At 35.7% G+C, this 18956-nt stretch carries 18 protein-coding genes and 3 pseudogenes; 12 read left to right on the top strand and 9 right to left on the bottom strand.

All coding sequences use genetic code 11. From position 1 onward, the window contains the following. Positions 1 to 16: 16 nt before the first annotated feature. Genes lsrF through AC1M36_RS01325 form a run of 4 tightly spaced genes read right to left on the bottom strand, consistent with a single transcriptional unit; the run spans position 17 to position 3706 of the window. Complete coding sequence (gene lsrF / locus AC1M36_RS01340) at positions 17 to 799, bottom strand: 3-hydroxy-5-phosphonooxypentane-2,4-dione thiolase (RefSeq protein WP_336451342.1); 783 nt, start codon at positions 797 to 799, stop codon at positions 17 to 19. Positions 800 to 805: 6 nt separating this feature from the next. Then, on the bottom strand, positions 806 to 1168 hold the full coding sequence (locus AC1M36_RS01335) for a cupin domain-containing protein (RefSeq protein WP_336451341.1): 363 nt from the start codon (positions 1166 to 1168) through the stop codon (positions 806 to 808). A gap of 25 nt (positions 1169 to 1193) precedes the next feature. Then, positions 1194 to 2756: an autoinducer-2 kinase gene (lsrK, locus tag AC1M36_RS01330; protein WP_336451340.1), complete on the bottom strand. Its 1563-nt coding sequence runs from the start codon at positions 2754 to 2756 to the stop codon at positions 1194 to 1196. Further along, the gene (locus tag AC1M36_RS01325) at positions 2756 to 3706 is read right to left on the bottom strand and encodes a sugar-binding transcriptional regulator (protein ID WP_336451410.1); all 951 of its coding nucleotides are present in this window, start codon (positions 3704 to 3706) and stop codon (positions 2756 to 2758) included. Before AC1M36_RS01325 ends, lsrK begins: the two co-directional genes overlap by 1 nt. A 180-nt stretch (positions 3707 to 3886) precedes the next feature. On the opposite strand from AC1M36_RS01325, the gene AC1M36_RS01320 reads away from it, so the two are divergent. The 8 genes and pseudogenes from AC1M36_RS01320 to AC1M36_RS01285 all read left to right on the top strand — a co-directional run bounded on the left by AC1M36_RS01320 (position 3887) and on the right by AC1M36_RS01285 (position 12036). Continuing rightward, positions 3887 to 5380, top strand: coding sequence for a sugar ABC transporter ATP-binding protein (locus AC1M36_RS01320; protein ID WP_336451339.1), 1494 nt, complete (start codon positions 3887 to 3889; stop codon positions 5378 to 5380). Next, positions 5377 to 6354, top strand: coding sequence for an ABC transporter permease subunit (locus AC1M36_RS01315; protein WP_336451338.1), 978 nt, complete (start codon positions 5377 to 5379; stop codon positions 6352 to 6354). Before AC1M36_RS01320 ends, AC1M36_RS01315 begins: the two co-directional genes overlap by 4 nt. After that, complete coding sequence (locus tag AC1M36_RS01310; protein ID WP_336451337.1) at positions 6351 to 7349, top strand: ABC transporter permease; 999 nt, start codon at positions 6351 to 6353, stop codon at positions 7347 to 7349. Before AC1M36_RS01315 ends, AC1M36_RS01310 begins: the two co-directional genes overlap by 4 nt. After that, positions 7346 to 8389, top strand: coding sequence for an autoinducer 2 ABC transporter substrate-binding protein LsrB (gene lsrB / locus AC1M36_RS01305; protein ID WP_336451336.1), 1044 nt, complete (start codon positions 7346 to 7348; stop codon positions 8387 to 8389). The genes AC1M36_RS01310 and lsrB overlap by 4 nt, the downstream gene beginning before the upstream one ends. Before the next feature lie 174 nt (positions 8390 to 8563). After that, positions 8564 to 9163, top strand: a complete 600-nt coding sequence (locus AC1M36_RS01300; protein WP_336451335.1) for a VOC family protein — start codon at positions 8564 to 8566, stop codon at positions 9161 to 9163. 115 nt (positions 9164 to 9278) lie between these two features. Then, a complete protein-coding gene (locus tag AC1M36_RS01295) occupies positions 9279 to 10325 on the top strand; it encodes a DUF2332 domain-containing protein (protein WP_336451334.1) in 1047 nt (348 codons plus the stop codon). 149 nt (positions 10326 to 10474) lie between these two features. Continuing rightward, positions 10475 to 11050: a sigma-70 family RNA polymerase sigma factor gene (locus AC1M36_RS01290; RefSeq protein ID WP_336451333.1), complete on the top strand. Its 576-nt coding sequence runs from the start codon at positions 10475 to 10477 to the stop codon at positions 11048 to 11050. Beyond that, a pseudogene (locus AC1M36_RS01285) lies at positions 11040 to 12036 on the top strand (hypothetical protein). Before AC1M36_RS01290 ends, AC1M36_RS01285 begins: the two are co-directional and overlap by 11 nt. A gap of 159 nt (positions 12037 to 12195) precedes the next feature. Here AC1M36_RS01285 and AC1M36_RS01280 read toward each other — a convergent pair. The 3 genes and pseudogenes from AC1M36_RS01280 to AC1M36_RS01270 all read right to left on the bottom strand — a co-directional run. Then, a pseudogene (locus AC1M36_RS01280) lies at positions 12196 to 12453 on the bottom strand (IS6 family transposase); the annotation flags it as partial. A gap of 195 nt (positions 12454 to 12648) precedes the next feature. After that, positions 12649 to 13194 (bottom strand): hypothetical protein, encoded by a 546-nt coding sequence (locus AC1M36_RS01275; RefSeq protein ID WP_336451332.1) that lies wholly within the window; start codon positions 13192 to 13194, stop codon positions 12649 to 12651. Positions 13195 to 13536: 342 nt separating this feature from the next. After that, positions 13537 to 14145, bottom strand: coding sequence for a TetR/AcrR family transcriptional regulator (locus AC1M36_RS01270; RefSeq protein WP_336451331.1), 609 nt, complete (start codon positions 14143 to 14145; stop codon positions 13537 to 13539). Between the two features lie 182 nt (positions 14146 to 14327). Between AC1M36_RS01270 and AC1M36_RS01265 the strand changes: the two genes are divergently transcribed. Next, positions 14328 to 14762, top strand: coding sequence for a hypothetical protein (locus AC1M36_RS01265; protein WP_336451330.1), 435 nt, complete (start codon positions 14328 to 14330; stop codon positions 14760 to 14762). 287 nt (positions 14763 to 15049) lie between these two features. Here AC1M36_RS01265 and AC1M36_RS01260 read toward each other — a convergent pair. Continuing rightward, positions 15050 to 15409: pseudogene (locus AC1M36_RS01260) on the bottom strand (IS6 family transposase); the annotation flags it as partial. Positions 15410 to 15678: 269 nt separating this feature from the next. Here AC1M36_RS01260 and AC1M36_RS01255 point away from each other — a divergent pair. Beyond that, a complete protein-coding gene (locus tag AC1M36_RS01255; protein WP_336451329.1) occupies positions 15679 to 16557 on the top strand; it encodes an aminoglycoside phosphotransferase family protein in 879 nt (292 codons plus the stop codon). A 210-nt stretch (positions 16558 to 16767) separates the two neighbouring features. After that, a complete protein-coding gene (locus AC1M36_RS01250; RefSeq protein ID WP_479845599.1) occupies positions 16768 to 17148 on the top strand; it encodes a VOC family protein in 381 nt (126 codons plus the stop codon). 147 nt (positions 17149 to 17295) lie between these two features. Here the strand turns inward: AC1M36_RS01250 and AC1M36_RS01245 are convergent, their stop codons facing one another. Further along, on the bottom strand, positions 17296 to 17880 hold the full coding sequence (locus AC1M36_RS01245) for an HAD-IA family hydrolase (RefSeq protein ID WP_479845514.1): 585 nt from the start codon (positions 17878 to 17880) through the stop codon (positions 17296 to 17298). Between the two features lie 266 nt (positions 17881 to 18146). On the opposite strand from AC1M36_RS01245, the gene AC1M36_RS01240 reads away from it, so the two are divergent. Continuing rightward, complete coding sequence (locus tag AC1M36_RS01240; RefSeq protein WP_336451327.1) at positions 18147 to 18899, top strand: aminoglycoside phosphotransferase family protein; 753 nt, start codon at positions 18147 to 18149, stop codon at positions 18897 to 18899. Positions 18900 to 18956: the final 57 nt, after the last annotated feature.

Below are 18956 nucleotides of genomic sequence, written 5' to 3'. Positions count from 1 at the left end.
TATTTAATCATCTGATTCAATTTTTCATCTCGTCATATAATTCTAGTCCTTCTTTCACATTCAAGCCATTTTTGACGATGCCATGAATCGCTTGAATCATCGCAGCTGGATGTTCAGACTGCCAAATATTACGTCCCATATCAACCCCAATTGCACCTTCTTGCAATGCTTGATACGTAATGGTTAATGCATCTTCAATCGAATCTAATTTTGGCCCTCCTGCGATGACGACTGGAGCAGGGCAAGTACTTGTGATTTTTTCAAATCCTTCACAGTAATATGTTTTAACAATGTCAGCACCCATTTCAACACATACACGTGATGCGAGTGCTAGGAAGCGAGCTTCTCGTTTTTGTAGTTCTTTTGCTACGGCTGTAATACCAAGGACAGGTAAACCGTAATCATGAGCTTCAGAAACAACATTAGCTAAATTCGTAACGGTTTGTGTTTCGTATTCCGAACCGACAAAAACAGATACGCCGACTCCGACTACATTTTGCCGCAACGCTTCTTTGATTGGGGTAACAATGGTCTCGTTTGCTAAATCTTTACCGACTACAGTTGCTCCACCTGAAACACGCATTACCATCGGTGTTTTGCAGTCTTCAGGAATACAGGAATTGAGTACGCCCCTTGTTAAAAAGAGAGAATCTGTATAGGAAAGTAAATGTTTCACTGTTTCTAATGGTTGCTCTAATCCATGAATCGGCCCTAAAAAGTAACCGTGATCAATTGCCAACATAACAGCTTTTCCATCAGGTAGAATTGTGTTTAATCGATTTTGAAATCCCCAAGTCATTATAAGTCACTCCTTCGTTAATTTTGGATTTTCGGTTTGCACCGTATCTTTTTCTTGTAAATGTGGTGATTTAATAAAAACAGCTTTAAAGATTTGATTTGAGTGGTTAATGAGATAGTGAGATTCGTGAGGACGAACTTGTAAGACGTCACCCTGTTTTACTGGAACTCTTTCGTTATCAATATAGAAATCAATTTCGCCTTCAAGGGCATAAAAAATCTCTTCACAAGTTGTATGATAATGATTTTGAAATTCTTGCCCAGGCTGAATGACTACAATCCCAAGGTCAATGTTAGGGCCTTTCAATAAATATTTAGGGCCATGGTTACCAAAGCGATAGGAGAAATCCTCTTCATTCACTTTAAGCATATTGTTCACTCCTTTATGTAATGGATTACAATGCACCTGGTGCGATCCACATATGTGATGTTAGTTCTTCATCTGCTAATGGGAGTTGTTTTTCATAAACAGATTTCCATGTTTGATAGAATTGTTGATATAGCTTGTGATGTTCAGCATTCGGTTCATATGTGCTTTCCCACTTTACAAATTCTTGAGCGATTGTTTCCATAGAGTCGTATATTCCGGCGCCAATTCCTGCTGCAATTGCTGTTCCTAAAGCAGCTGCTTCTTTGACAACTGGTACTTTGACAGGAATTCCAAGAACATCCGCAACGATTTGCGGCCATAGTTTTCCTTTTGCAGCGCCGCCCGCAAATATCACTTCAGAAGGGAATTTTCCGGTTAATGATTGTATTAACTTTAAATTACCAAGTGTTACAAATGCAGCATTTTCTTCAATTGCACGGAACAATTCTTTCTTCCCGCATTTATCAGCATCTAGGCTTAAATTAATAAAGGAAGGGGCAGCATGACGCCAAGATATATAATTCATAACATTTGAAAAAATCGGCATAATACCGTATGATCCGATCGGTACATGCTTTGCTTGTTCCTCTAATAATTCATAAGCATCCACACCAAGTTCATCTGCAAGTCGTTTTTCTTCCTGACAAAAGGCATCTCGAAACCATCGCATAACGAGACCTGGGAAAAACGCGATCGTTTCATATTGCCAAAGTTTTGGAATCACGTGGCAATTCACACGAATACGAGCATTTGGATCCGTTTTTGGATTTGTTATATTTACTTCTTGTTGCCAAAAGCTTCCCCCGCAAATAAAGGTTTGGTCAGGCTTTACGACTCCCGAACCGAGTGAAGCCATCTGAGCATCACCGCCACCAGCAACGACCAATGTCCCTGTATGTAACCCTGTTAACTCTGCACTTTGTTTTGTGACACTACCAATGACAGTACCGGCTTCATTTACAGTTGGAGAAAATGATAAAGCTAGACCACATTGCTCGGCAATCGAATTATTCCAAGTTCTATTTTGTAAATCAAAAATACCAGATGTACATCCATTTGAAGGATCTATTTGCAGTACACCACTCAATTTATAAAGAATCCAATCGTTCAACATTGTAAAGGAGTGGATTTTATCGTATATATCAGGTTGATGCTTTTTAATCCAAAGCAATCTAGGCAAAGCACCTAAAGAAAAGGTTTGCCCTGATTTTGCGTATAAATCCTCCTCAAGAAGGGGACGGATTTGTTTTAACTCACTTACTTCATGAGAAGCACGACCATCAACATTCGCGCATGCCCATATCTCACGGCCCTCTTTATCGTATAAAACAAAACCTTCCCGCATACTTGTGGCACTAATCGCTTTAATAGAGGAAGGGTTTGTATTGCTTTTTTGAAGTACATCTTTTGTACATTCTTGAACGAGTTTCCAATTCTCTACCACATCGAAATTCATAGAACCAGGATAACGAGGGTCCGCTTTATGAATCCATTCTTTTTGGCTCACCGCAAGCTGATTTCCTTCTAAATCAAAAAGGACAGCCCGGATACTACCAGTACCTGCATCGTAAGCTAATAGGGTATACATTATGATTCACCTTCCTTTCTTAATAGAGAGAGGGCGGTTTCTTCATCGGTAATTAATGTATGAATGAATTTCCCTTTTACAGCTCCATAAATGGCATCTAATTTTTCTTCGCCGCCAGCTACACCAACTACATGTTTCATTTTTTGAAGAATGGAAAGAGGTGTACCGATTAGTCGAGCATGGTGAGGGAGCTCAAGCAATTCTCCATATGCATTATAAAATTGTCCGAGAATATCTCCGGCACCATTTTGACTACGTATATAGGTCATTTCGCGAAGCGTTATTTTATCTTCTTTTAAAATCGTTGCATCTTGAGATAAACCACCAATACCGACTACTGCTGTATTAGCAAGCGAAGCGACATGCAGCATATCTTTAACGGACGGTTCCGAAAGGATACTTTGCGCCATTTCATCGGTAGATGCTAAAAATGGAGTAGGAATGATATGCAGTTCTCCTTGCATGTGATTTAAATAATTTTGTTTCCTAGGAAGATAGTGATTTACACCGCCTGTAAGGGTAACAATTGAAAGTTGCATAGATGGTTCAAAATGAATGTTTTCTAGCATTTTTGATATTGTTTCTCCCCAGCCAATCCCAAGTAAATCTCCTTGTTGTAGATGAGTTTCTAAATACTGTGCGGCAGCTTTTCCTAAAGAGTAGGTAGGACTCTCCACCGGTGTAGGGATAATGAAAGCGTCTTTTAAATGAAACGTCCGAATGAGTTCACGTTCAATACTCAAACAATGTAAGCCGGTGCCTTTTACATGAAATGTAACAATGCCTTCGGTGCGTGCTTTATCTAATAAACGAACGACTTTATTTCGTGAAATGTGAAGCAAGGAGGCGATCTCTTGCTGCGTTAGGTGATCTTTATAGTAATACCAAGCAACTTTTGTTAACAAATTTTCTTCAAAGTTTAGCTGTGACATCCCCTTCATCCCTTTCAACAATTGACCGATGCTTAAACATATGTATTTCATTTTGAGATTATACCGCTAGACGCAAGCAGGGATTTCAAGAAAAAATGTGTTCTAGATATGAAAAAAGAGATATACAATGCTACAAAACAAGTAGAACAAAAAATCATTTTCTCAAAAATTGTTCCACATAAAGGAGGATGACAAGATGTGGAGAACGTGCCCTTATTAGAGGTGAAACAAATTAGTAAATCATTTTCAGACCAACATGTATTAAAAGAGGTTACTTTAGAATTACAACGCGGAGATGTGTACGCTCTAGTAGGAGGAAATGGCGCTGGGAAATCAACACTGATGAAAATATTAACTGGTCTATACTCTTATGATACTGGGGAGATATATGTAAAACGAATGGTGCAAAGCTTTTCTAATCCAGCAGAAGCACATGCAAATGGTATTTATTTAATTCCACAAGAACCGTTAATTTTTCCTCATATGACAATTGAGGAAAATATATGTATCGGCATAAAAGCAAAGAAAAAAGAACTTCGTACAAAAGTAAAAGACTTGATAAAAAGTTTGGGATGGAATATAGAGCTAAGTGCAATAGGGAGTTCATTATCTATTGCGCAGCAACAATTAGTAGAAATATTAAGGGGATTAATAAGAGAAGCCGAGATTCTTATTTTAGATGAGCCAACATCGACATTAACAACTCATGAAATAAAGAGTCTTTTTGTGCTGCTGAGAAATTTAAAGGAAAAAGGAATCGGTATGATTTATATTACACACCGTTTCCCAGAAATTTTTGAGATTGCTAATAAGGTCGCTATTTTACGTGATGGAATGATAGTAAGTCAAGGTGAGGTATCAGACTACACATATGACATGCTAATGGAGGGGTTATTGCCAAAAGGTTATAAGCAAGAGGAGAAGAAAGTGGACACAAAAGAAACTATGAAACTTTCTCAACAAATATTAGAGGTAACAAATTTGTCGAGCTATGCATTTCAGGATATATCACTAACTGTACATGCTGGGGAGATTGTAGGAATTGCTGGTATGGTTGGGGCGGGGAGAACGGAATTAGCAGAAGTACTATGTGGATTAAGAACAATGCTGTCTGGAACAATTTCATTAGCAGGGGAGTCAATTGCAAAATGTTCAACGAATGAAAGGTTAGATAAAGGGATGGTATATGTTCCAGAAGATAGAGCGGGGAATGGTATCTTTTCAATTGCGTCTATTAAAGAGAATGTAACGGCAGCTTCTTTACAGCGAATGAGCAATTTTTTCTTAAACCACAAAAAAGAAAGCGCTTTAACGGAATCGTATATGAATAAGTTTCGGATCGTTGCTGCCCATATAAATGAAAAAATGACATCTTTATCGGGAGGAAACCAGCAAAAAGTTGTATTAGCAAAATATCTTGCTTGTAACCCGAAATTAATTATTTTAGATGAACCAACGCGCGGGATTGATGCGAAAGCAAGGTTAGAAGTGTATGAGGTAATTCAAAGTTTAAAACAATCAGGACTTGCAATTATACTTATTTCTTCAGATGTAGAAGAAATTATTCAATTGGCGAACAGAGTATATGTGATGAGAAATGGGAAGGTTGTTTCTCACTTAGAGAAAGGAGAAGTTTGTATAAATGAAGTTACACGTCTCGCATATGGGGGAAGGGAAGGTGTAACGGAATGAAACGCTTTCCAAATATATTTAAAATGCATGAAACTTCTATTATCATTTTATTACTTATTTACATAGCCTTCGTAGGAATGATAAATCCTAGTTTTGTTCAATTTAGCTCGCTTTCTTTAATGATGAAATCAAGTCTTATTTTAGTCATACTAGCTATTGGTCAATCGTTCGTATTATTTACGAAAAATATCGATGTTTCAGTCGGATCTATTATGGGGTTAAGCGCAGCAATTTGTGGAATGTTTTTGACAAATGGTAATAGTATTCTCATTTCAATCATTGCTGCAATCTTGCTTGGGGCTATCGTTGGTTTGATAAATGGAATAGGGGTTGCAAAGTTTGGTGTACCGGCAATTATTATGACATTAGGAATGTTAGGAGTTATTAGAGGAACGATGTTAATCTATACAGGTGGCAAATGGATTGAAGATATTCCTAATTCTTATAAACAAATGTCTTCTATCATGATACTAGGTCTTCCTGTTACAGTATCGATCGTTCTAGCTATTTTACTATTATTATATATCTTTTTAACAAAAGCGCCTTTTGGAAGATATTTTTATGCTGCTGGAGATAACGAGGATGGAGCACGTCTCATCGGAATACCGGTAGATAAGGTGAAAATATATGCATTTATTATTTCGGGAATAAGCGCAGGGGTTGCAGGATGCATATTTGTTATGAATATCGGATTTGTACCAAATCAAACTGGTACAGGAATTGAGTTGCAAGTAATTGCTGCCGCTGTTCTAGGTGGAATTCATCTAAAAGGTGGAACAGGTTCTATATTTGGAGCAGCACTAGGGGCTATTTTTTTAGAAGTTATAAGTAGTTCACTAGTCTTTTTAAAAATACCTGCTTTTTGGAATAGTACTATCTCTGGCTCTTTACTTTTGCTCATTATCATAGTAGATAGTATTTTGAAAAAATGGCAAGAAAAGCACCGCTTAGAAGAAAGAAGGATGAATTTATGAAGTATACACGTGGATTTTTAAGATGGGAAGGAATTCTTGTTGTATTACTTATTATAGAGTTTATTCTCTTTGGTTTATTTAACAGTGATTTTTTTCATGTTAGTAATTTACTTTTCAGTATGAATGACTTCGTTTTTATTACGATTGCCGCAATTCCAATGACATTTGTAATTGTAACAGGTGGAATTGATGTATCTGTCGGATCAGTCATGGGGCTTACCTCAATCCTTATTGGTGTACTCTGGATGAATGGAATTCCAGTTATGTTAGCTGTGATTATTGCTTTATTTATTAGTTGTCTAGCAGGTTGTATCAACGGGCTGATTATTAAAACGACAGATGTAGAACCTCTTGTTGTTACACTTGGAACGATGTTTTTATATGCAGGAATTGCTCTTGTTATCTCGGGTGGATCAAATGCCAGTGGATATGAAGGGATAAGTGGTTTACCAGATTCCTACGTACAACTTGCAAATGGGAGTTTTATAGGAATTCCTAACTTATTATGGCTGCTTTTGTTTTTGACCGTGCTATTTACGATCTTACTCCATCGAACGAAGTATGGTCGTTATGTCATGCTGACTGGTACGAACGAAAAAGCTGCTAAATATTCTGGAATTCGCACAAAAAAGGCAGTCATTCTCGCATATATTCTTTCTGGGTTAGGAGGTGGATTAGGAGGAGCTTTTTTAACCGCGTATTTCGGATCAGCTCGAGCTGATATTGGAAGCGAGACCATTCTGCCAGTTATTACGGCGGTTGTATTAGGCGGGACACTCATCACTGGAGGAAAAGGGAGCATTCTCGGAACAGTACTAGCAAGTATATTTATTGGCATGATGCAGTACGGTTTACAAATGACTGGTTTAACGAACGAACAGTCAAATGTTGTTATTGGTATCATACTTATCCTCTCTGTTATTATTAGGCATTTCAAATTACAGCAACTCACTATGTGGAAAAGAAGGGAATTGCATAAGGGGGAAATGTCATGAAAAGAAAACTGGGGATCATTATTATTATGTGCGTTTGTATCATCGGCTTAATTGCATGTTCCAGCAAAACAGCAGATAAGAAAAAAGCAGATGATGTGAAATTTGCATTCATTCCAAAATTAACAGGGGTTGGCTTCTTTACATCAGGTGGTGAAGGGGCAAAAGAAATGGGCGATAAGTTAGGTGTGCAAGTGAAGTATGATGGACCATCAGAGGCAAGTGTATCAGGCCAAGTGAAATATATAAATAATTTTATTAATCAAAACTATGATGCGTTAATGGTTTCATCTACATCGGTTGATGGACTTTCACAATCATTACAGAGAGCAAAGAAAAAGGGAATGACAGTATTAACGTGGGATTCTGATGTGAATCCGAAAGATCGTTCATTTTATATAAGTCAAGGAACGCCGGAGCAACTTGCAAATCTATTAATTCAAATGACTTCATCGCAAATTGGAGATAAAGGAAAAGTAGCATTCTTCTATTCGAGTCCGACTGTAACAGATCAAAACCAATGGGTAACAAAAGCAAAAGAAATTATAAAGGAAAAATATCCGAACTGGGAAATTGTAACGACGCAATACGGAGAAAATAACGCACAAAAATCATTATCGGTTGGAGAAAGTATTTTAAAAACATATCCAGATATCAATGCGGTAATTTGTCCGGATGCAACGGCGCTTCCAGCAATGGCGCAAGCTGCTGAAAATTTAAAAATGGATAAAAAGGTAGTTGTTACTGGGTTTTCAACACCTAATGTAATGCGTGATTATGTCAAACGGGGGACGGTTCAGCAATTTGGATTATGGGATGTAAAACAACAAGGAGCACTGGCAACTTATGTGGCAAATGAAATCGTTGTGAAAGGGAAAAAATTAAAGGTTGGGGATAGCTTTGAAGTTCCGAATATAGGTAAAGTAAAAGTAGAGCCGAATTCTATTCAAGGTTATGACTACGAAGCAGATGGAAATGGAATTATCGTACTGCCGGAACGAGTTGTGTTTACAAAAGATAATATTGATAAGTACAATTTTTAAGATGGGGAGTTCATTCCTAGGTATACGGGAATGAACTTTTTATTGTTTTTGATGAGATTTATCCTACAAAAGTATGAAGAGTTTTTTATATAATTCCCTCTTTGGATAGAGGTGATTATAACACTATGTTTATACAATTATATTAAATATATATAATGCAGAGGAGAAATGTAAATGTTGTTTCATTATCATTTTTGGACGCCTCATTTAGAAGAGATGGAGAATTTTTATAAAAATTGTGGTTTCCGTATTTCTACAAGAATTGGAAAGTACAATGGAGAATTTCAACAATTTGATCCGCCAGTAACTTGGGATGATTTTCGTGATAAACAGATACTTTTTCGGATTATTGAGGCTAGAAAAGGCAAGATAAATATCACATTTGGCTATGGAAAAAAGGTTTCATTTGATCATATTGGTTTTCTTGTGTCAAAAGAGGAGTGCGAAACAATTTGTAAGCAAGCAGAAAAGCTACACTGGAAAGTAGATGTGGGAGAAAAGAGAACTTTTATTTTAACACCATATGGATTTCGCATTGAGCTTCAAACACATCTTGATGTAATAGATGACAGCGAGAGCATAGAAGAGTTGCAGAAAATTGTCATGTCAACAAAACAAACTGGATTAGAACAGGACCTTTCTTTTCTATTTCAAAAAGAAATAAAAAGTATTGAAACGATTCGTGATAATAAAACGATATTGAAACATGTATATTTGAATTCTTTCTATCAAAGGAAACAAACAGATCCGAATGGTGTGGAGATATATGCATAATATTCATTTGTGATTTTAAGTAGATTAACAGGATGTTTGTGAAAATATACCATTTCAAGTGATTGTGTTATGATTATTTTGAATATTTTAACTTGAGTTTAAAGGAGGAGTATGAATGCTAACGCCAGAACAAATCTCCAATTTATTTAAAAATTTTTCTACAAAAGAATGTAAAGGATCGAGCGATTTATACGAACATTTATCATTAAAAATTTCAGATGATGAGGAACTCCTTGCATTAGCCTCACATGCACAACTTGGTCAGCCAACCCCAAATTTATTACTTGGTGCTGTTCATTATTTATTATTGAAAGGGAATAGTCATGCATTAAAACAATACTATGGTAGTCTTGTTGGGGCTCCAGAAAAAAATTTGGAGCATGCTTTTCAACACTTTAAAAGTTTTTGTAAGCTTCATAGAGAAGAGATTATCACTATTTTAAAAACGAAGCTAGTACAAACAAATGAAGTAAGACGATGTGCGTATTTATATCCGAGTTTTTGTTATATGTTTCATAAAGTTAATAAACCTTTAGCGTTAATTGAAATCGGGACAAGTGCTGGTTTACAGCTGCTTTGGGATCAATATAGTTATTCATATGGAACAGAAGAGGTGTTTGGAAATAAAGACTCTAACGTTCACTTGAAATCGGAAATAAAAGGAGAGAATCAGCCATTTTTCCTAAAACAAAGTCCTCCTGTCACAGAAAAAATCGGACTTGATTTACATATAAATGATCTAAATAATGAGGAGGACTATTTATGGTTACGCTCACTTATTTGGCCAGAGCATACAGAAAGGCTTGAAATGTTTGATCAAGCAGCAGCTTGTTTAAAAGAACAATCTGTGAAACTGGTAGAAGGGGATGGAGTAGCTCTTCTCTCCGAGATTGCGGAACAAATTTCAGAGGATGCAGTAATTTGTATTTTCCACACACATGTGGCGAATCAAATACCAGAGAGTGTTAAACATAAATTAATAGATACAGTGAAAGAAATGGGCGCAAAACGTGATGTTTTCCACCTTTATAACAACATGTGGGATAGATATCTTCATCTTGATTATTTTATAAATGGAAAAGAATATAATGAAACAGTTGGAGAAACAGATGGTCATGCGCGGTGGTTTAGTTGGAGATTGGAAGATAAGTCATTATGCTAGGTTTTTTTGTATAACAATGAAGAGACAGCTAAAATTAGTTGTCTTTTTATTATTGAAATAAATAAATTTTTATGTAAAATGAACCTTTTGCGAGAAACGGGCGAATATAATGTGAAAGCTTTTTAGAGAATATGAGAGGAGAACGAGAATTGGATGAAATAGAACTAAAGGAATGGCTGCAGAGAATGGTCTCTGGAGATCAACAAGCCTTTCGGATTATTTATGAATTTACATGTAAAGATATTTATAGAACAGTAGTTTTTTTAGTAGTAGATAAGCAGGATGTAGAGGATATTGTGAATGAAGTATATATTCAAATGTGGAAGTCAATAGCTAATTATGATGTGAATCGTTCTTTCCGTTTTTGGTTACATGGATTAATTGTGAAACAAGTACAAGATTGGCGGCGTAGGTCATGGCGACGCTTTCGTATTTTCGAAAAGAAGAAAATGTATGCGCAAGATCAGTTTTACATAGTAGACGAGGATATTTTACATAAAGAAACACGTAGTGAGTTAGCAGACTTTGTACAAAAGCTTTCATATAAGCATCGTGAAGTCGTCATTATGCGTTATTTCCATGAATATAGCTTAGATGAAATTGCAGCGCTGCTTCATATACCTGTTGGTACAGTAAAGTCACGATTACATACAGCATTGAAGCGTTTACGAATTGAAATGGAGAATGTATCAGCTATACAGGAGGAGGAAGCAAATGGATTTTGAAAAGCATTTACGGGATGAATTGCAAAGGAAAGCCGAAGCAATGGAACCATCTAGTAATCTGCAAACAAGGGTAAAAAGCTCTTTTGATGCATACTATCAAGGAAATAAGAAGGATAGAAAATCAATGAAGAAAAGGCTGTTAATCGGGTTCATAGCCGTTGCTGTTCTTATACCGACAGGGACTTTTGCAGGTACAACGTTAATTGATAAGATCATTGGTACACCCCAGGAAGCAAGAAGAGATATGGGAATGACTGAGGATGGATATAAAGGAACGATAGAGAGAGTAGAAATTGCTAAGAAGTTATTTACAGAAGAAGAGTTTGAAAAATATATTGCTTTATTAAAAGAAGCATATCATTTTTATAAAAAAGTTAGTGTTATGAAGAATGGAGAAAAACAATATACATCAACAGATCGCTTAAGTCCAGAAGAGAAAAAGAGAGATAGCGAGGTCATAGTAGAATTACAAAAGTATGAAGAAAAATTAGTTGCTCATTTCATATATACATTTGAACAAGCAGAAAAAATAGCTGGTTTTCCAATAAAACATCCTAGTTATATTCCTAAAGGGCATCATTTAATATGGGAAGAAGCAAAGGCAGATAGATGTGACGACAGGAAAACCGAGACCACTTATTACAATGAGATACGAAGATAGTAATGTGAAAAAAGGACCAACAAAATCAGATGCAGATTTAGGGTTTAGACTGTATCAATTTGGAGTATTTGATGAACAAAGAGATCATGTGGATAAACCGTTTGATCAGGAAACTGAAAAGGGACCACGCTTTTATAAAGAAATAAAAACATACAAATTAAAAGGATATGATATTATATTTGGAGAGTATGAAGGGTTGAATGTAAGAGGAATGAAATTAGTGGTTCCAGCCAGGGAAGGGAGAAATTCATACCAGGTTTATATAAATGAAAGTACGCTACCTAAAAAAGAGCTTGAGAAGATTTTACTGTCGGTAGTTGAATAGAGAGTGTGTAAAAAAATGGAGGTAACGAGTTACTTTCATTTTTTATGATAAATAGAAAGGGGGGATAAATTAAGCTCTACATGTTAAGTAGTGATTCAATAATAATCAATTCAATTGTTAACATAATATAATTATAGATAATTAATTAGTGTGGATGTTTTTGACCTTAATATACGTCTCGTCTACTCGCCAAGAATCATTCGTTTTCTTAAGATGACGACGAACTCTCTTATCTAGCTCAGGACCATATTGATGAACCCAACGCATAATCGTTGTATGAGCAATGGATAAGCCCCGTTCCTCCATCATTTCGACTAAATCACGAAAACTGAGGTTGTACCGCAGATACCATCTCACCGTTAATAAGATAACATCAGGCTGATAATGTTTCCACTTGAATACATGTTCCTTTTCCATATCAATCACACCTTTTCTAGAGTAATAGAATCAGTATATCCAAGTTTTAGAGATTACTTACGCGTATATTAAAGTTTTTACACCAGAACCAACAAAAACGAACTATAATTCGCATTGAATTAACAAACCAATTCACAGTATAAATCACAACAAAAAAGAGCTAGATTCCCTAGCTCTTTTAATTTAATGTTAGTGTCAATCAATATTTAGAAAGTAATCAAAGTCACTTGTTATCTGTATCACATATTCCATTTGTCCTGTATGTTCATTAGTACTTTGTTCTATTTTCATACTTCCATCTTTGTTGAAGTAACTGTGTAACGGGTTATTTCCACCATCGTTTGTCGTGTAATAAAAACCTTCTGGTTTTTCCACCTTTTTTAAGTCATCTTGAAAGTAGATTTCAGGTTCAACACCTTTTTTATCACTTTTAGGGTATTTAAATAAACCAATTTTTTTATAATACGACAATATTTCTGCTTTACTTAGTTTAGTAGATAGGTGAACAGATGCAATAACACCCCAATATCCACCATTTCCCCATACAAGGGATTTTCCATTAGCTTGTTCCTTTTCGATGACTTTGGTTTGTGGAGGAAGGGGATATTTAAATAGTTGTTCAGCAAAGTTATTAGAAATTCTATCTTTATTCGTCCAATATGAAAATCCTGTAATCAATATTATTACTACTAAAATGATTATCCCCATCTTACTAAATATCATTCTTCTTAATATATTCATTTTTAAAAGACCTCTTCCGCGAAATTATTGATAGTAAGATTTTAACATAAAAATCCATTTATTCTTAAAAGACACTCCTTTTCTCAAAGAAGTGTCTTCATTTGAAATATATAATATTGTTTAGCGTAAATTTCCCTTAAAAAATATGCAACATTTTATACAAGTTTCTGTACCAAAACAGCCAAACTTAAGCACAATAAATCTTGTCAAATCAATATTGTATAAAATCTTGCATATCGATTTTATATAAAAAAGAAGAAAAAACCTCATAAATACAAGGATTCTAGTAAAACCTTGCTACCGATAATTGTGCGTTATGTTAACATTATATGTATAGAGTATTCATAAATTATCATCCATACAAAACAATTCGATGAGTTTTAATTGTTCATAAACATCGATTTCTGGATCAACCATTGAACGAAGTTCATAACCTTCCAATAAACTGATAAGCATATTGACCATAACACAAACATCTATATCAGTACGAATTTGTCCTAACTCTTGTCCTCTACGGATAATCTTTGACATGAAGTCTACCCAAGCCTGATACTGATTTAGCATCCATTCACGAACCATTTGATTTTTCCTTGAAAGAACGACCATCTGATGATGAGCAACAGTCCATAACTCCCGATCTACTCCTCCTGTACCTGCATGTACTAAATTCATCAATCGTTTTAATACCAATTTAACATTACATGTTTCATCCAATAATTCGTTTAAAATCTCTTCTACGATGTGATCAAAATCTCGATCTAATCGATTTTTTATAACTTCATATAGCAATTCTTCTTTATTCTTAAAATGAACATAGAATGAACCTTTTGTTTTTCCAGCGCCTTTCATAATCTCATCAATACTCATTGCATCATATCCCTTATCTGCAAGCAATTGAAAAGCGGAATCGATAACTTTCTTTTTAGTTTCTTTACCTTTTATATACTTCATATACAAACCTCTCCTTTATCTATCCTATAAATTCGTAAATCATCCATATCGACATATTATATTTTTAATCATTTAAACAAATATTTGGTAATTTCAGTGTCATATTTGCAGATAATTCATAATAATATAAAAACATTATAACCGTTTAGTATGAATTTATCTAATAATAAGGAGTTGGTTTAATGACATTATCTCAAGGAATTATAAAAAAATGGTTGTTAGTATTTGTTTTATGTTTTTCAATGTTTTTTGCAATTTTTCCTCAATCTAAAGCAGATGCTGCTGGAACCCAGACTTTTACTACTGAGGATGGAAAATATGACAATACTGCTTATTCAAGTGGTGGTACAAATGTACAAATTGATGTTTGGAATTTAACGAGAATTACAGATAACTGGAATCCATTTCCAGTTCGTCCTACTCAATTATCAGTTCGCTTATGTACTTTTAATTCAGGAAATTGTACAGGATATAAAACATTCGACACAATTAAATCAGGTTATGGACGGGTACAGTTTTATAACATGTTACCTGGATCATATAATGTAGACATTAGGGATCATATATATTGGACTAAAGTAAGTGGCAAAAACTTGGTAGTTGAATGGAAAAAGTAACAAAGGTGATGCAAATATTCTTATTTTTTCATTAAAAAAATGTATTAGACTAAATCTAGTTGATTTAAACATGTTAACAGTACTTTGGAATATAACAAACGGTAAGCACCTAAAAGTTTATTTAATTAACTTCCGGCTTCAAGAATTATGTGAACACAAAAGTCCTCCAGTTAAACAATCTGGAGGACTTTTAATAGTCTTCTAAATACATTGAATCCCGATAATGAGACGTTATGTGAACTAGAAATGAATGTATTATACATAAGTTGAATTGTGTTTCTTCTTCAAAAAAAGTGCTTTGCAGCCTTCTGATCTCTTGTTTTACTTAGGCAAAAATCGATTGTGTTTCCTTTCGAATCAACAGCACGATACAGATACATCCATTGTCCTTTTACTTTGATGGACGTTTCGTTCACTTTCCATGAGTCATTTGTTTGTTTGAGATAACGTCGAATTCGCTTATCCAACTCAGGACCATATTGATGTACCCAACGTATAATGATTGTGTGAAATATGGATAGGCCTCGTTCCTCCATCATTTCCACCAAATCATGGAAACTTAAGTTGTACCGTAGGTACCATCTCACGGTTAATAAAATAATATCCGGTTGATAATGTTTCCACTTGAATAGATTTTGATTTTTCATACTGATCACGTCCTTTTTAGAATACTAGTATTAGTATGTCCAAGATTTAGAGATTACTTGCAATTATCTTGAGGTTTTTGCAACAGAACCTTTAATCTAATGGGGAGCAATGCTCCATAATACTCAACCAAAAAAACAAGTTGGGTGACATGTAATGATCCGAGGGGGTTACAATGTGATGAATTTTACGGGATGGAAATATCAGAACGTTTATGAAGGACACGACGGTTGCGAATTGTACGTCAGAGCTACGGAGGGGGGAGCGTGCGATGTGTGAGAAGATGCACGTTGACGAATTGGAAATTGACGAGCGCCTTGTGCGTAGTTTGCTTGTGGATCAGTTCCCAAACTGGGCAAAACTGTCCCTACGGCGGGTCGAGCCAATTGGCACGGTAAACGCCATTTTCCGACTTGGCGACGAATATTCCGTTCGGCTCGCACGAAGGGCAGGTCCGACGACACCAGAAAGTCGCGAGTTCACATGGCTGCCAAAACTTGCACCATTAGTTTCGCTTGATATCCCTATGCCTATCGCTCAGGGGCGTCCCAATAACGAATATCCATGGTTTTGGGAGGTACATACGTGGGTTGAGGGCGATACGGTGCCTATAGAGGAGATTGACGAGATTCAGGCAGCGCGTGATCTTGCAGTGTTCATCGCAGCACTGCAACAAGTCGATTCATCGGGAGGGCCGTTAGGACGTGGCATTCCTTTGGCCCAACGGGACAAGGACTTTCGATACTGGCTAGCGCGATTTGATGGCGACCCTGCAGTTTCTGCTGTGTGGGAGTCGGCTCTTGCTGCACCTCCGTGGAACGGCCCTCCTGTTTGGCATCACGGCGATCTAGATGTACGTAACTGGCTCGTACGAAATAAGCGCATTAGCGGTGTGATTGATTGGGGTGAAATGGGCATCGGCGATCCTGCGTGCGATGTGATGGTTGCATGGAAGTTGCATTCGCCAGCGGCGCGTGATGCGTTCCGTGAGGCTTTTCCGATGGATGACGCTACGTGGGCAAGGGCCCGTGGATGGGTCGTATCACAAGCAGTCGCAATCCTCGCTTACTACACGCCGGAAAACAATCCGATTCTTTACAATGAGGCGAAAGCCTGGCTCGATCTAGTGCTGAGAGACGAATTGTTTTGATTGGTGAAGTAGGGGGTAGTTGTACTTTGTTAGCTTGATAGCGATGTGACGCTACCCCTAAAAAATAAGAGATAAGAAATACATAAAGCCTCTAGAAACATTAAAAAATGTTAGAAATCTAAAAAATTTTTAATCATAAAAACACTTTGAAGAGAATGCTAGTTCGTATATACTGAATACAATTGAAGTAGAAGAAGGGAAGAAAAGATGATGATTCATAAAGTCGGTCAAATTATGTTATATGTAAACAATCAAGATGAGGCTATACAATTTTGGACAGAAAAAGTAGGATTCCACTTAGTTTCCGATGAAAATAACGGTCAAGGGTTTAGGTGGATTGAAATTGCGCCAACAGAGAAAGCTGAAACGAGCATTGTGCTACATAATAAAGAGTTAATTGCAAAAATGCAGCCTAAATTAAACTTGAATACACCATCCATGTTGTTTTTCACCCAAGACATCGATAAGTTATATAAAGACTTTGTAGGGAAGGAAATTACAGTCGGGGAAATTGTAAATATGCCGTCTGGTAGAGCTTTTAATTTTGCTGATCATGAGGGGAATTATTTTGCAATTATGGAGAAAAAGTAATTGTCGATTGGAAATGATATTATGTCGTTTTAAAGAATGTTAAGATCCTGCTTTACAGGGTCTTATTTTATTAGGCTCTGTTAATGAATTATGTTGATAATAATACAGTAAAAGAACCAAACTTTAGTCCTTTTACTGTATATATTGTTAATCGGCCACTTGTTTCGTTAACGCAATATCAATATTAAAAAACTCTGAGTAGTCCTGTAAATGATAATCAGCTAAATCACTTTGACTTTGAAATATGCATGTTGAAATTCCTAATTCTTTAGCGGGTAATAAATCTAATTCTCTGTCTCCAATAACTAAATCGATTCTGTGTTTTGTGTGTAAATGAACATATGCTAATGGATTGGGTTTTCGAGGGAAACCATCGTCAATCGTAACCATATCAGCAAAGTATTTATCCCATCCATAGTAATTTAAGATAGCTAAAACCCCGTCCCTATGCTTATGGGTCATAATTACATTTTTATTTGCAAATTTCAAGACTTTTTCTACATTATCAAACGGTTTCATTTCTTTTGGAGACAGTTTCTTCTGTAGAGTTTTTATTTCTTTTTCTTGATTGCTGGAAATGTTATAGTAATCAATTGCATGAGAATACGGAATTTTCAACTTTTCATAGATTTCCTGTTTATCCACCACATTTCCTAAAGCCTGAGAGAGTATGTTTGTATACGCAGGATAAGTATCAAATAATGTGCCATCAAAATCCCATAAAATGTTCAATTAAACCACCCTTTTTATAATTATATCAATATAAATTCGTTAAGCTAATGTAAACTCCTCCTTTTATAGACCTACCCGAATGGACGAACAGGGTATAATCCTAAATACGAGATTTAATAATGCATCCTTTGCGCCAATATTGTGAACAGAGTCTTTTAGTAAAGAAAGAGATAGTTTAGTAATGAAAGGTCTTCACTATAATTACATCGAATTTATTAGATGAAGTGTAAGGTATTATTGTAATTTATCTTAAGGAGAGGGAATACATGAACCTAGGTAATCCAATAGCTATTGGGAATACAGCGAAGATATATCTTTATGATAATAAAATTATAAAAGTATTTAAAAAGCATTTTCCAAATACAGAATCTTTATATGAAGCAAAGAAACAAAAATACGCTTATTCATGCGGGCTTCACGTCCCAAGGGTATTAGAAGTCAAAGAAATAAATAGTAGACAAGCAATAATAATGGAATATGTAAAAGGGAAAACAGTAGGTGATCTCTTAATTCAGAATATGGAACGAGCTGAGCATTACATAGGTATTTGTGTTAATACACAACAAAAGGTGCATGCTGTTGTTTCTGATTCGGATTTACTTGAACTGATGTCAGAAAAGCTACATCGCCAAATTGAATCTGTACGGTATCTAGATGAGAAACAAAAGAATAAATTGTTGAGGAAATTAGATTCAATGGTATTTGAACCTAGGCTATGTCATGGAGATTTTCATCCATTTAATTTGATCATGAATAATGATGACGTGAAAATTATTGACTGGGTTGATGCTAGCTCGGGAGATATTTGTGCAGATGTATACCGAACATATTTATTGTATGCCCAGTCTTCAGTAGAATTAGCTGAAATGTATTTACGTATATATTGCAAAAATACCGGTTTATCAAGGGATAATGTTTTGGATTGGGCTCCTATTATTGCTGGGGCAAGATTATCAGAAAATTTATCTTCAGAAAATATAGAACATCTAAAGAGGTTGGTAGACCAGTATTGTAATTAAGAGAAACGATAGAATCAGCATTTCTGTAATCACCAAAATTTTAAAACGCGACAGTAT

Source organism: Bacillus sp. Medicinal_06 (assembly GCF_056711665.1).
The sequence above is the reverse complement of the archived record's forward strand: the minus strand, read 5'-3'. Positions and strand labels throughout refer to the sequence as shown.

Bases quoted from the DNA above. Each gene is read 5' to 3' on its own strand.
- lsrF (WP_336451342.1), bottom strand. From the start codon at position 799: ATGACTTGGGGATTTCAAAATCGATTAAACACAATTCTACCTGATGGA.
- AC1M36_RS01335 (WP_336451341.1), bottom strand. From the start codon at position 1,168: ATGCTTAAAGTGAATGAAGAGGATTTCTCCTATCGCTTTGGTAACCAT.
- lsrK (WP_336451340.1), bottom strand. From the start codon at position 2,756: ATGTATACCCTATTAGCTTACGATGCAGGTACTGGTAGTATCCGGGCT.
- AC1M36_RS01315 (WP_336451338.1), top strand. From the start codon at position 5,377: ATGAAACGCTTTCCAAATATATTTAAAATGCATGAAACTTCTATTATC.
- AC1M36_RS01310 (WP_336451337.1), top strand. From the start codon at position 6,351: ATGAAGTATACACGTGGATTTTTAAGATGGGAAGGAATTCTTGTTGTA.
- lsrB (WP_336451336.1), top strand. From the start codon at position 7,346: ATGAAAAGAAAACTGGGGATCATTATTATTATGTGCGTTTGTATCATC.
- AC1M36_RS01300 (WP_336451335.1), top strand. From the start codon at position 8,564: ATGTTGTTTCATTATCATTTTTGGACGCCTCATTTAGAAGAGATGGAG.
- AC1M36_RS01295 (WP_336451334.1), top strand. From the start codon at position 9,279: ATGCTAACGCCAGAACAAATCTCCAATTTATTTAAAAATTTTTCTACA.
- AC1M36_RS01275 (WP_336451332.1), bottom strand. From the start codon at position 13,194: ATGAATATATTAAGAAGAATGATATTTAGTAAGATGGGGATAATCATT.
- AC1M36_RS01270 (WP_336451331.1), bottom strand. From the start codon at position 14,145: ATGAAGTATATAAAAGGTAAAGAAACTAAAAAGAAAGTTATCGATTCC.
- AC1M36_RS01265 (WP_336451330.1), top strand. From the start codon at position 14,328: ATGACATTATCTCAAGGAATTATAAAAAAATGGTTGTTAGTATTTGTT.
- AC1M36_RS01255 (WP_336451329.1), top strand. From the start codon at position 15,679: ATGTGTGAGAAGATGCACGTTGACGAATTGGAAATTGACGAGCGCCTT.
- AC1M36_RS01250 (WP_479845599.1), top strand. From the start codon at position 16,768: ATGATTCATAAAGTCGGTCAAATTATGTTATATGTAAACAATCAAGAT.
- AC1M36_RS01240 (WP_336451327.1), top strand. From the start codon at position 18,147: ATGAACCTAGGTAATCCAATAGCTATTGGGAATACAGCGAAGATATAT.